This window comes from Paraburkholderia polaris, from assembly GCF_012927345.1.
Lineage (GTDB): Bacteria > Pseudomonadota > Gammaproteobacteria > Burkholderiales > Burkholderiaceae > Paraburkholderia > Paraburkholderia polaris.
The window spans coordinates 59,834-72,026 of sequence record NZ_JABBGJ010000047.1; the positions used below are offsets into that span (position 1 = coordinate 59,834).

A 12,193-nucleotide genomic window follows, 5' to 3' on the forward strand; every position below is an offset into this window, starting at 1 on the left:
CAAGCGATGCCAGCCCTTTTGACTCTCGACGCCGTGTGCAAGCGCTTTGGCGGATACACGGCACTCGACCAGATTCACCTGGACATCCGCCAGGGAGAATTCATCGCGCTGCTCGGGCCGAGCGGTTGTGGCAAGACCACCTTGTTGCGGTCGATCGCGGGTTTTCTGGCGCCGGACAGCGGCCGGATCGTGATCGATGGCGAAGATGTCACCGGTCTGCCGCCCTACCGGCGCCCCCTGAACACGGTGTTCCAGAACTACGCGCTTTTTCCGCACATGAGCGTGCTCGAGAACGTGGCCTACGGTCCGCGACGGCAGGGCGCGTCGCGTCGCGAGGCGAGCGAACGCGCCAGAGCGGCGCTTGAACTGGTCGGTTTGGAATCGCTTGGCGAGCGCTTTCCGCGGGAGATGTCCGGCGGCCAGCAGCAGCGTGTGGCGCTCGCGCGTGCGGTCGTCAACCGGCCGAAGCTGCTGCTGCTCGACGAGCCGCTGTCCGCGCTCGACATGAAGTTGCGCAAGCGCATGCAGCTCGAACTCAAGCATCTGCAGGAGAAGCTCGGCATTGCGTTCGTGTTCGTGACGCACGATCAGGAGGAGGCAATGACGATGGCCGACCGGATCGTCGTGATGAACGCGGGGCGGATCGAACAGATCGGCGCCGGCGCGGACATCTATCGCGCGCCTGCCACGCGCTTCGTCACCGAGTTCATCGGTGACGCCAACCTGATCGACTTTACCGTTGCCAGTGGCGAGATTTCTCTGGCGTTGCCGGGCGCGCCCGCTCGTCTCGCGCGCGCCGACGCGCCATCAAGGGGCGTCGCCGTGTTGCGACCCGAGCAACTGCGCGTCCTCGACCACGGGGGCCGCGACGATGCGTCACTGTGCTGCGTCTCCGGGGTGCTGATCGACGTGGTGAGCGTCGGCAGTCATACGATGCTTCATGCCAATGTTGACGGCCAGCGCGTCGTTGCCCGCGTGATGGGGCAGCCGACGTCAGCAGCGCAAATGGGCGGGACCGTACGTTTCGGTTTTGATCCGTCCGACCTGCATCTGATCGGGGAGCCGGCATGAATCGCCCTGTCGTCACGCCGCTCGTCATGATGGCCGCTCCGATCGTGTTCTTCACGGCCTTCTTTCTCGCGCCGCTCGCGGTGGTGCTGTTGGCCAGCTTGACCAGCCCCGAAACGCATGGCGTCTCGCTCGCCAACTACGTGCGCGTCCTGGCCGACCAGTATCACTGGGGCGTCATTCTCGTCACGTTCCGCATCGCCTGCCTGAGCACGCTGGCGTGCTTGCTGCTCGGCTATCCGCTCGCCTGGTATCTCGTGCGAGTGGTCCGCTGGGGGCCGTGGCGGCGCATCTGCGTGATCCTGCTCGTGGTGCCGATGCTGACGAGCAACATCGTCCGCTCGTTCGGCTGGATGGTGCTGCTGGGCCGCAACGGGCTCGTCAACCAGACACTCCTTGCCACGGGCGCGATCGAGCGGCCCGTGCGGTTCCTCGGCACCGAACTCGGCATTCTGATCGGCATGGTCTACGTGCTGCTGCCGTTTGTCGTGCTGGCGGTCGGCAATGCGCTCGCGCAAGTCGATCCCGCAGTCGAGCAGGCGTCCGCGGATCTCGGCGCGAGTCCGGCCGAGACCTTCCGTTACGTCACCTTGCCATTGACGTTGCCGGGCGTGGTTGCCGGCGCGATCATGGTGTTCACGCTCGCGGTCAGCGCGTATGTGACGCCGGCGCTGTTATCGGGGGGGCGTGTCACGGTTCTGTCGATGTTGATCTTCCAGCAGTACAGCGCGACGTTCGATTTTCACTACGGTGGCGCGCTCAGTATCGTGCTGCTCGTCTTCACGCTGGTCATGGTCGCGCTGGCGGGCCGGGTCGGCGAGATTCGCGGGGGTGCACGATGATCGCCCGCGCTTCGATTCGTCTTGTCTCCTGGGTCGTGCTGGCCTATCTGGTGCTACCGCTGGTGGTCATTCTCGGCAGCTCCGTGACGGCGTCGCAGTTCCTCACGTTTCCGCCGCGCGGCATCACCTTGCATTGGTACCAGGTGATGCTGTCCGACCCGAGCTACGTCGCGGCGTTCTCGACGAGCACGCTGCTCGCGCTGGCCGCCACGGCCGCCGCGCTGGTTCTCACCGTGCCCGCGGCGCTGGCCTTCGCGCGTTACCCGTTTCCGGGCAAGCGCGCGTTGACGGCCGCGCTGATGGCGCCGCTCGTGCTGCCGCACATCGTGCTCGGCGCGGCCTTGCTGCAATTCGGCGGTTATTTCGGACTCACGCGCAGCTTTGCTTCGCTGCTGATCGGCCATACCGTGATCGTCTCGCCGTTCGTGCTGCGCTCGGTGATGTCGATGACGACGCCCGAACAGCGCGCGCTCGAGGAGGCGTCTTACGACCTTGGCGCCAATCCGTGGACGACGTTCTTTCTCGTCGTGTTGCCGCGAATCCGCTCGGGCATCGTGACGGGATCGATTTTCGCGTTCATCTCGTCGTGGATCAACGTCGAGCTGTCGATCTTCAACACGACGGCTGACCTCAACACGATCCCGGTCAAGCTTTTCAACTACGTGCAGTACACCATCGATCCGACGATTGCGGCCGTATCCGGCGCGACCATTGTCGTGGCGATCGTGGTGATCACGATTCTCGATTTGACGATCGGTCTGGACATGTTGTCCGACCGCAGCTAACCCTCACTCACTTTCCAACGAGGAGCTTCAACCATGCGTAAGCAAGACGCGTTCGACGTCATTTATACCCACACCGAAGGGGAGCCCCTTTGCATCGTCCATAGCGGCATTCCGTACCCAGCCGGATCGACGATCCTGGAAAAGCGCGCCTTCCTGGAGGCGAATTACGACTGGTTGCGCAAGGCGTTGATGCGCGAGCCGCGCGGGCACAAGGACATGTTTGGTGTGTTCCTGACGCCGCCGTCGAGCAAGGAATTCGATGCGGGTCTGATCTACATCGACGGCACGGAATACTCGCACATGTGCGGTCACGGCACGATTGCGGTTGGCATGACGATGGTGGCACTCGGCCTAGTGCCGCGCGGCGACAACGGCGTCACGCGGATCCGTTTTGAAACGACCGCGGGCCTTGTGGTTGCCGAAGTGGCTTCAGAGGGCGACGAGGTGCTGTGGACGCGCTTCGAGAACGTGCCGGCTTATGTGGCCGCGCAGGACATTCCCGTGCATCTGCCGGGCTATGGTGATCTGAAGGCGGATCTGGTCTGGGGCGGCAACTATTTCGGCATCGTCGATCTGTCGAACTGCGCGCTGCGGATTTCGCCCGAGAATGGCAGCGAACTGTCACGCCTTGGCCTTCTCGTGCGCGATCAGATCAACGAGCAGATGCGCATCCAGCATCCGACCGAAGCGCACATCAACAATCTGAACTTCATCACATTCTGGCATTCGCCGACCATTGAAGGCGCTTTCTACAAAAACGTCCACGTGTTCAGCGCGGGCCAACTGGACCGCTCGCCGGGCGGCACCGGCACGAGCGCGATGATGGCGATGTTCGAGGCGCGGGGCAAACTCAAACTGAATCAGCCGATCCTCTCTGAAGGGTTGCTCGGCAGCGGCACGTTCGAAGGCTGCCTGCTCGGCGAGGTCGACCTGAACGGCACGCGCGCCGTGCGTCCGACCGTGAAGGGTACGGCCAGCATTCTCGGCACGGCACGGTGGATGCTTGACCGGAAAGATGAGGTCGGCGCGGGCTTCGTGGTGCGGTAAGTCAGTGAAGCGAGCGGCGGGCACGCTGCTCGCTTCACGGATGCCCGCATTCTGGCCGATCGGCGTGCGGCCCATCAGTCCGCTGTTAAGGCCGACGGCCAGCCCGTTGTCCATATTTCATGCTTGAAACAGTTTTCGACCAAGCCATTCGGTATCGAAGCACCGTCGTGCATCGCGATGAGTACTGGGGCTAGCGAGAGCGTCAAAAACAAAACAGTGGTAGAGGATGAAGGCGCGTGCGTATAAGCGCGGTTTTCGCGGTCGACCGCTTCGAAGGATGTTCCGTTCGGACGTTTTTAGGGGAATGTTGCTAGAAAACATCAGATCGTGGATGGTGTACCCTTTTGGGATTCCGAAAGGCGATGGCATCGACGCGCGTGGTTTTGTAGGAATTTTCGATCCCGATTACCGATTTGATTCGCATAGCTGATCAATATAGTCAGCCGACTCCTGCGTGACTCTGTGGGGAGCCCCTCGCATTCGGCCGTGCAGACGACGCCATCCAATCTCTCCTCGGCTAGTCTGTTTCACTGGACTCGATTGTCAGTGTGCGCCGCGTATCGAGGATTGAGTCCATCGGGCCATTTCAAAGCGGATGAGCCGATTCGCAGCGTGTGCGATCGCTGCTCGCGTATGAGGGAACCCTGGCGACGCCAATCGGCGCGAGCGGCCGCTATTTGGACCGGGATGCTGGATCGACCTGTTTGTTGCGCTCTACACCAATGCTTCTGCCACGCGATCCATTCAGCCTCGAGCCAGAAGCTTAAGGATCCGTTCGTCGTGCTTTACATGGAGCGTGTCGACAATGCGCACCGCGTCAGCAGCAGCGTGCGCTGGGCTTAAAAGAAAGTTGTGGGCGAACGGAACGACCGCGCTCGGTACCTTCAATACCGCGCTCGTTTCTGTCTGCAGCCACTCCGCGCCCGCGCCGCGTGACCAGTCGGGATTTTGCCGCCAGTCGTCCGGGACATCGGCGTCCGCGATCTCAGCGACTGGAACGTCGTCGCCGACCTCGACGCGTAACAGCTGATAGCCGTCAGGCAACTGGCCGACGCTGGCGATCTCCATGTGGACAAGAATCTCAAGGAGCGCCAGCGCCGGGTGTTCGGCCAGGTAGACGATGGGCTGTCCCGCGAAATGCCATCGCCCCGGCGCGCGTAGGCCACCGATCCCTCTCAGATCCGCATAATTGCTTATTCTCCAGAGGACCATCAGGCGAAGTAACCTTCGTCTATCTGGACAAGTGCTTCCTCTACGAGACGTGCGCCATGCTCGGTGCTAGTCATATCGAGTGCCGACTTTCCACCAAAGCGCGCCTGACCGTTCCTGAGCCAGGCCATTGCTTTGTCCGGGTCACCGAAGGTCGACATGGCTTGGGCGAGAATCTTCGCGAGCCGGATCGCCTTGTCGGACTCGTCCGTCGATAGTCGCTCGTGATGCTGGCGCCGATGTGTCAGCGTGCGTCGTGGGATGATGAAAGAAAGTTCGTCGACCTTCAGGCCGCGCTCTGAAAGCCGGTCGATCACGGCAACGTCGACACGGGCGTTCGCTATCTCCGCAAGATCAGCGCCGGACTGAATCCGGGCGTCGAGCAGTTGCTCCAGCATGGCGAACTCGGCCCGTCGCGGATCGGCAGCGCCAGTCGGTTTAAAGGAAACGATTGTCACGGAGCCTCCTTCGGCAATATGCCCATATATTATAGGCGTTTTGCCGATTCATGGGATCGACGTGACCTAGCGCGGCAGCGCAGTTGGTTGATAGGCCCGGCGGTGGGAAGACGGGGCGCCGGCGGCGGACCTTCGCTGAACGGGCCGTATCCGCCTTGTTGGCGGCCAAGCAACTGCCAGCGAGCTAAATTTGGGCCATTTTTGGAAGTAAATCGAGCGCAATCCTGCAAGGCAGGCTTTCCTAACATTTCCTTCCGGCGTTCGACGGGGAATGGCCCGTCGAAACGGGATGAGTGTGCGGCCACTGCAGGATTTTCCAGAATTTAGTTCCGTGTCGCAGGAACGTCCCGAATCCAGTTCCGGTTTCCGCAAGTAAATCTCACGCCTGCGCTGGCCCCCTGGCCACCCGGCCGCTCCAGCTCGTCTGGCCAGGAAGCCCACAAGACGAAATCACCGATTCAGGCTAATTTGAAATGTCCGATTTCCGCCCTGAGGCGCACGCTGTCGCGATGCGTTGACCGAGGGGGCAATCATGAATGGGCGTGGCCTGATCACGGCAACCATGCGCGAACTGGAACGAGTCAAGGTCGTCGAGGCGGTCATTGAAGGCCGCTTGCGCTGCTTTCAGGCAGCCGAGCGGCTGGACCTCTGTGAGCGGCAGATCAGCCGGCTGTGCCGGCGTTATGAGGCCGATGGTCCAGCCGGGCTGGTGTCGGGCAAGCGTGGCAAGCCGAGCAACCGTGAGTTGCCCATCGATCTGCGTGCACGGGCCATGGCACTCGTGCGTGAACGCTACGCCGATTTCGGACCGACACTCGCGTGCGAGAAGCTGGCCGAATGTCATGGCCTGGTGCTGGCGAAGGAAACCGTGCGGCGCTGGATGCGCGATGCCGGGCTGTGGGTGCCGCGCCGCCAACGGCCACCGAAGATCCATCAGCCGCGTGCCCGGCGCGCGTGCCTCGGCGAACTGGTGCAGATCGACGGCAGCGACCACCGGTGGTTCGAGGACCGGGCGCCTGCATGCACGCTGCTGGTGTATGTCGACGACGCCACGAGCCGGCAGATGGCGCTGCATTTCACGCCACGGAGTCGACGTTCAGTTACTTCGAGGCGACACGCGCGTATCTGGAGCGCTACGGCAAGCCGGTGGCGTTCTACAGCGATCGGGCCAGTGTATTCCGGCCAACGTACAGCCGCAACGGCGCACGGGGCGTCACGCAGTTTGGCCGGGCGATGTACGAGCTCAGTATCGACACCTTCTGCGCGAACTCGAGCCCCGCCAAGGGGCGCGTGGAGCGCGCCCACCTGACGCTGCAGGACCGGCTCGTGAAGGAACTGCGGCTGCGCGGCATCCAGACCATGGAAGCGGCAAATGCATGGGCGCCCGCCTTCATGGCCGCCTATAAGGCGCGCTTTGCGAAGCCGCCGCGGAGCACGTTCGACGCGCACCGGCCGCTGCGTGACGATGAGGATCTCGACGCGATCCTGACCTGGCGGGTGATGCGCAAGGTGTCGGAATCGCTGACGGTGCTGAATGACCTCATGATCTGGCTGCTGGAGGACGCACCGGCTACCCGCCGGCTGATCGGCCACTACATCGATGTATGGGAGTACCCGGACGGTCGCATCGAGCTGCGTGCCGGTGGCGTGGCGCTGCCCTGTGTGCCGTACGACAAGCTCGCGGAGATCGACCAGGGGGCGGTCGTTGAGCACAAGCGGCTGGGTTATACGCTGCAGGTCGCGCAGGCGATGCAGGCGCAGCGCGATAACCGTCGTGTATCGGGCTCGCCGTCACGCACGAATCGCGGTGCGGCGGTACGCAAACCGGCAGCCTCGCCCGGCACGAAGAAGCCGCGCGCATTCACGCAGACCGATCTGAATGAAACGATCCTGCAGCTCGCCACGCAACACACAAAACAGCCAAAGGCAGCATCAAAACCAGGCCGTCGGTCTGCAAGGGCACACTGAACGGACTGACACGCCCTGCCGTTCATAAGCAGTCCTTCAACACCGCATGAGTTGAAACCCGTGAAAGACAGACTCCACACCAACCCCTGAGATCAGACATCTCTAATTAGCCCAGACCCCGACATTTCAAAAAAGCCTCGACATGAACGGTCGTGCTTTTATCTCTGCCAGACACGTAACAACGCGACGGTCGCCGGAGCCTGCAAACGGTCGGTTACCGCGTCACAAAGTCGTCGACGGTCAGCCACAGCGGTTCGTCCGGCCGCGCAAGGTGCTTTCTTTGTGCGACCGCGACGATGCGGTTGCGGCCGGTTTCAAATGTCCTGAGTGTGCGCGCCGCGTCGGCGCCACGCGTCAGCCAGAAATGCTGTTCGAGTGCGTCACGCGCAACGGCGCCTTCGACCTCGCGGCCGCGGACAGACAGTTTAAAAACCACGGCGCGCCCATCCGGCGAGACGGCGGCTGCGGGCTCATGAACTTCCATAACCTGCCTCAACAAAATCGTTCGCGGTCTTCTGTAGTTGCACTGCGCCGCGCCACAATCAATCTACCAGAAGCCAGCTGCTGCGCAATCGTCGACGGAAGCACAATTCAGTTCCACCAGGTGCCCCTGAACGACGATGGCCAGAGGAAATTTAGTGCCAGACCATGTTTCATGGAGCCCATCCTCCTGCAGGCGGTTTCCGGGTTGATGTTTGCGCAGTTGGCATGGACGGTTAGTTGCGTGTTGGGTGATTGACAGTCCGCATTACGGTGAGCTTTTTCAGGACCACATATGGCCGATCGTTTCCACGGATGCTGGACTTACCGAAGACACCAAAGCGGCATTGACAGCGTCCTCGGTGGTTGACGAGCGCGATGAGTAGCACAACGAGCGCAGCCGCCGGCTGGTCCGGCTCCTGCACCGCGCTGCGCGTCCTGGAAGCCGCGAACGCCAGGGCGCCCGACTTCTTCCAGCGGCCGCGGCAAATGGTGGCTGCACGTCATCGGCAAGGCCACGCCCGAAGGCGGGCTCCCGGTGTCGATGCACTGGCGAGGGCCGACTTTGCACGGTACAAGGCCTTTCAAGGGCTGCCATCGGTACCGTCGTGCCACGAGCCTGGTCCGGCAGTGATGCGCATCACTGGCGATGACGCGTGACATCTGACGCCAGCGGCGATCTGCCTGATTGTCAGGACGGTGTTTCGGCGCGCCGCTGATGCGCTGGCGCCTGACGATCCACTCGGCGCCGCGACGCTGCGTCGCGCTTCGACGCACTGGTTCGTCACAGTGCCGACTCTCATCAGACGGACGTCGGCACCGACCTGCCCTTCATCCATAAAAACCTGCGGCACGCGTCGATCGCGACGACCGGCATCCATCTGTACGCCGAGGACGACCGCCGCCACGCACCCGGCGTACGAAAGCGGCGGGAACCGCAACCCGGGCGAGCCTGAGTCACAAATAGCGGCGCAACCCCGCTTCGCCAGTCGCGATGAACCATTCCGATTTCCATATTCGCGTCGAACTTCCCGGCGCCGCCGGCTGCTGCTGGCGCTGCGGCGACATCCAGCCTGACCATGATGATGATCCGAACCGGTGTCAGGGCTTCCCGCTTATCGCGACGGAATTCGTGTTCGATGGACACAAGCGTGAACAATGTCATCTGACGGAGGAAGAAGCGATCCGTGTCGTAATCCACGAGGCCGACACGTCGGGACATCCGGGTTATCCCAACAGCGACGTCAATCACATGGTGCGCGCCCGGCTCGAGGCGAGGGGTTCACCTTCTCCGCACAAGGGCATCCTGCGCTTCGACCGGCGCGCCACCGGACGGCGGAATCTGGCATCCGTACCCAGGCGGCAAGGATGCAGTACGCTGATCCTGCGCCCTTGTCTGCCGCTCAAGCGAACGGCCAGCGAGAGGCCAGAGCGTGATTCCAGCGCATTTCCGGGCGCGGCGACGGCCGACGTGCGCACCTGGACCAATCGCCAAAGGGAGGCCCGGTCGGCGATAACCGGCCAGCGAATCACACATCATCCGTAACAGGAGAAAAACCGAATGACCCGCATTTCGCTGGAGGCACTGGCACGGGCCATGAAAGCCGTAGAGGCTATGAACCTCCGACAGAAAGAGGCCTTGACCGACGAAATATTCGTTGCCCAGCCTCATATGCTCGGCTCGGTTCTCGTCCTTCCGAAGCTCGGTGTTTCGATGGAAAAGATGGAGTTCGTCATCGAGCTTCTGCTTCTCTGCTTTCAGGCGATGAAGGAGTCGGGCCGGACGTGGCCGCTGATCACAGAAGACGATCAGGAATTGCAGCAGCGGATTTACGTGACCACCGTCAGGCTGGGCGAAGACCTGAGCCCGCCGCAGCAGGATCGTCTGATGCGGCAATACATGGGAAACCATCCTGAGCAGAATCTGCTGGCATGCATAGGGGCACGGACGGCGGACTGGCTTGAACGTATCGATCCGGAAGACAGTGACAGGTACGTGATGCTGGCCGCAGCCAACCTCGTGAACTGCATCGCGTTCGTCCCCACGCCCACGTCCAGAAAACCGTCTACGTCTGGCCGACCACGGAGAGCCAAATGAGTCAAGACCGATGCGAACAGTGTGCGCAGCCCACTGCTGCGTACGATGCAATCCACTACGGCTCTGTCGAAGGCGGTTACCGCCTGCTTTGCACCCAGTGTTTCAATGCCGAAGTCGCGAGGCGCCATGGCGTGACTGACTTCGAAAACGTGCGGCTCGAGCCCATCCGGATGGTGGATTGCGCCGGCGACGCGCACCAGTTCCATTTCCAGATGCGTCTGCTGGGCACCATGCTCGCCCTTGATGCCTTCGAGATTCAGGACGGGTTCCGCGCAGGTTATGAATTCCGGATCATCGGCAAACCGGAAGATGACGTGCTGACCCTCCTTGGCCGCCTCGTTGAAAAAATGAGGCGCACGTTGGCAGTCAAGGATCTGGCAATCAATGGCAGCCAGTTTCAGATCCGTGACCAAACCGTGCGGGGACTGATTTCGTCCGATCCGGCAGGATCCGGCGACATTCCTGTCGTTGTCGTGGATGGCAGGGAAATCGGCTGGGACGATTTCGGGCGTATGCTCGCTGCCTTTGAAGGCTGGCAATTCAGGCTCGAGCTCAGGGACCTGGCCGATGACGTTTGATTCCCGGGATTTCGCCGCAGGCGCCAGAACTGAAAATCATCCTGTGATCAACGGATCGAGCCGATTTTTGCAGAAATTTTGCTCTCATTGGCCGAGCCTGCGTCAGTGTACGCAACTCGCGACTACATCGAGTGCATCTCTACGCGGTCCGCCCGGCGCCGACGCAACCGTGCGCACGGCCAACAAAAAAGTTCGGCAGTTGGATTGTGATTGACTAGAAAGTCAACAAAATCAATCATTTCTTTTATGTAACTTTATAAGGATTCCTAACAACATTGCGACAATCACTGGTTGTTGTAATGTCGTTCCTGCACTCTCGCCCACGGCAAGGCGTGAACATTCACGAAAGAACAAGTCCTATGTCGCAGATTGTGCACAAAACTTTTCCGCCAACACGCAACATCCACGATTTTCTAAGCCAATCTACAACAGGTCCGCATGCTGGGTGACCATGGAGCGTGGCGTTCGATACCGGGAACAGGCTTACGTAAATAACAGGACCAGTTTTTTGCATACAAAGGAGTCCTTCGCGAGGCCGCACGGGAGACCGGCCTTCTTCGATGAGCAAGCCAGATTGCCCCGCGAGGCAGTCTGCAAAGCTGGTTTTGACGTTGTAGTTGACGTAACTGTGGCCGACAGTTAGTTGCATTTAAATTTCGTAATATCCGTCCTGGCGGTGAGCTTTTGCGGGATCGCAACGCTGCGGCAAACGCGACGGCGGTGAGTGGGTGGCCAAAATTTATATCGGCAACTGATCGGGGTTTCCGAGCGGCCACCGTCGCGCGCACATGGTCACACTTAGGCTTAAACTCGATGCCGGTCACTCTCGCGTGAACAACCTCCTCTCTGGGTCTGGCCCGGTAGCTGATAGCTCAAGCGCGCAAGCCGCTGTCCGGAAAAAAGTCGCTTAACTATCGGTGCCTCGGACGGCGTAGATGCCAATCGCGCTAACGCGCGCCGGTTAGTCCGCATCTCAGCGGCACATTGTTGTCCGAAGATTATCTGTCGCGCCCATCTTGCTCATGCGCGCGGTGGAAGGTACCGGGGCGAATTTCCTGCTGTGAAGGTACATTATGAAATCTTGCCGGGCGTCGCGAGCGTCACCGTAGATGCAAGGGGCAAAACCATGGGTTTTTCTTGCCGAACGTTTCTGATCGCTCGTGACGATACCCTCTGGCGGTTGTCGAACACCAGATTCGACCGGATGCTGCGAGATCCGGCAAGCCACTGTCTGCCCGTCTTTGCAGGGCAACGAGTGCGAATAGGCAGTGTCGTGGTCCAGCTTGAGGCCAGAAACCCGGTGCGTGTCGTTCGGAACACGTTTTCCATTCTCACTTTCGATGCCGAAGGCCACATCGACACGAGCAGGTTCGAAAAGCAGCAATTTGCCCTCGCAGAATCGGCCGTCGCACCTGTCTTTGCCGTATTCGATGATGACGGCAACCAGACGGTGGTCGACGCGACCTCCCGATTCATTGCACAGGGAGGCCAATGGGCTCCGTCACGTGCTTTGGCGCGCGTCATAAATCAGACCGCGTTGGGTCAACAAAAGTGCCGCCACCTGTAAACGGTCGCTCGAGGGTCGCTCTACGGTATCCAGTTTTCGATTCTCGGGTCTCGGAGATGGATCGACAAACCGGGATTTATCCATTCAAGTCGA

Annotated in this window: 11 protein-coding genes and 3 pseudogenes; 11 read left to right on the forward strand and 3 right to left on the reverse strand. The window is 61.1% G+C overall.

Features of this window, described 5'->3' with window-relative positions; translation table 11 throughout:
* Positions 1-6 precede the first annotated feature (6 nt).
* From HHL24_RS34620 to HHL24_RS34635, 4 genes are read left to right on the forward strand one after another with little or no spacing between them, the layout of a single operon-like run.
* Positions 7-1,071, forward strand: coding sequence for an ABC transporter ATP-binding protein (locus tag HHL24_RS34620; protein WP_169489784.1), 1,065 nt, complete (start codon positions 7-9; stop codon positions 1,069-1,071).
* Entirely contained in the window at positions 1,068-1,910 is an 843-nt protein-coding gene (locus tag HHL24_RS34625) for an ABC transporter permease (RefSeq protein ID WP_169489785.1), read from the forward strand. Before HHL24_RS34620 ends, HHL24_RS34625 begins: the two co-directional genes overlap by 4 nt.
* Positions 1,907-2,695 carry an ABC transporter permease gene (locus HHL24_RS34630; protein ID WP_169489786.1) on the forward strand — a complete coding sequence of 263 codons (789 nt, stop codon included), beginning with the start codon at positions 1,907-1,909 and terminating at the stop codon, positions 2,693-2,695. The genes HHL24_RS34625 and HHL24_RS34630 overlap by 4 nt, the downstream gene beginning before the upstream one ends.
* Positions 2,696-2,728: 33 nt before the next feature.
* On the forward strand, positions 2,729-3,742 hold the full coding sequence (locus tag HHL24_RS34635; protein WP_169489787.1) for a proline racemase family protein: 1,014 nt from the start codon (positions 2,729-2,731) through the stop codon (positions 3,740-3,742).
* A gap of 744 nt (positions 3,743-4,486) precedes the next feature.
* Here HHL24_RS34635 and HHL24_RS34640 read toward each other — a convergent pair.
* Positions 4,487-4,957, reverse strand: coding sequence for an RES family NAD+ phosphorylase (locus HHL24_RS34640; RefSeq protein WP_169489806.1), 471 nt, complete (start codon positions 4,955-4,957; stop codon positions 4,487-4,489).
* The gene (gene parS, locus HHL24_RS34645) at positions 4,954-5,349 is read right to left on the reverse strand and encodes a type II RES/Xre toxin-antitoxin system antitoxin (RefSeq protein ID WP_206003158.1); all 396 of its coding nucleotides are present in this window, start codon (positions 5,347-5,349) and stop codon (positions 4,954-4,956) included. The genes HHL24_RS34640 and parS overlap by 4 nt, the downstream gene beginning before the upstream one ends.
* A gap of 592 nt (positions 5,350-5,941) precedes the next feature.
* Here parS and HHL24_RS34650 point away from each other — a divergent pair.
* Positions 5,942-7,377 (forward strand): annotated as a pseudogene (locus HHL24_RS34650) (ISNCY family transposase).
* A gap of 214 nt (positions 7,378-7,591) precedes the next feature.
* Here the strand turns inward: HHL24_RS34650 and HHL24_RS34655 are convergent.
* Positions 7,592-7,861, reverse strand: a complete 270-nt coding sequence (locus HHL24_RS34655; RefSeq protein WP_169489789.1) for a DUF1488 family protein — start codon at positions 7,859-7,861, stop codon at positions 7,592-7,594.
* Between the two features lie 382 nt (positions 7,862-8,243).
* Between HHL24_RS34655 and HHL24_RS45170 the strand changes: the two are divergent.
* The 6 genes and pseudogenes from HHL24_RS45170 to HHL24_RS34675 all read left to right on the forward strand — a co-directional run.
* A pseudogene (locus HHL24_RS45170) lies at positions 8,244-8,813 on the forward strand (site-specific integrase); the annotation flags it as partial.
* A gap of 38 nt (positions 8,814-8,851) precedes the next feature.
* The gene (locus HHL24_RS34660) at positions 8,852-9,403 is read left to right on the forward strand and encodes a hypothetical protein (protein ID WP_169489790.1); all 552 of its coding nucleotides are present in this window, start codon (positions 8,852-8,854) and stop codon (positions 9,401-9,403) included.
* Positions 9,404-9,418: 15 nt separating this feature from the next.
* A complete protein-coding gene (locus HHL24_RS34665; RefSeq protein ID WP_169489791.1) occupies positions 9,419-9,955 on the forward strand; it encodes a hypothetical protein in 537 nt (178 codons plus the stop codon).
* Positions 9,952-10,080: pseudogene (locus tag HHL24_RS45340) on the forward strand (DUF7685 domain-containing protein); the annotation flags it as partial. The gene HHL24_RS34665 and the pseudogene HHL24_RS45340, both read left to right, overlap by 4 nt.
* Positions 10,081-10,086: 6 nt before the next feature.
* Positions 10,087-10,533 carry a DUF7686 domain-containing protein gene (locus HHL24_RS34670; protein WP_230417682.1) on the forward strand — a complete coding sequence of 149 codons (447 nt, stop codon included), beginning with the start codon at positions 10,087-10,089 and terminating at the stop codon, positions 10,531-10,533.
* Between the two features lie 1,060 nt (positions 10,534-11,593).
* Positions 11,594-12,100 (forward strand): hypothetical protein, encoded by a 507-nt coding sequence (locus HHL24_RS34675; protein WP_230417683.1) that lies wholly within the window; start codon positions 11,594-11,596, stop codon positions 12,098-12,100.
* Positions 12,101-12,193 lie beyond the last annotated feature (93 nt).

What these genes read in the sequence shown, in the direction of transcription:
- HHL24_RS34625 (WP_169489785.1), top strand. Translation starts at nt 1,068, where the DNA reads ATGAATCGCCCTGTCGTCACGCCGCTCGTCATGATGGCCGCTCCGATC.
- parS (WP_206003158.1), bottom strand. Translation starts at nt 5,349, where the DNA reads ATGCTGGAGCAACTGCTCGACGCCCGGATTCAGTCCGGCGCTGATCTT.
- HHL24_RS34665 (WP_169489791.1), top strand. Translation starts at nt 9,419, where the DNA reads ATGACCCGCATTTCGCTGGAGGCACTGGCACGGGCCATGAAAGCCGTA.
- HHL24_RS34660 (WP_169489790.1), top strand. Translation starts at nt 8,852, where the DNA reads ATGAACCATTCCGATTTCCATATTCGCGTCGAACTTCCCGGCGCCGCC.
- HHL24_RS34620 (WP_169489784.1), top strand. Translation starts at nt 7, where the DNA reads ATGCCAGCCCTTTTGACTCTCGACGCCGTGTGCAAGCGCTTTGGCGGA.
- HHL24_RS34635 (WP_169489787.1), top strand. Translation starts at nt 2,729, where the DNA reads ATGCGTAAGCAAGACGCGTTCGACGTCATTTATACCCACACCGAAGGG.
- HHL24_RS34630 (WP_169489786.1), top strand. Translation starts at nt 1,907, where the DNA reads ATGATCGCCCGCGCTTCGATTCGTCTTGTCTCCTGGGTCGTGCTGGCC.
- HHL24_RS34655 (WP_169489789.1), bottom strand. Translation starts at nt 7,861, where the DNA reads ATGGAAGTTCATGAGCCCGCAGCCGCCGTCTCGCCGGATGGGCGCGCC.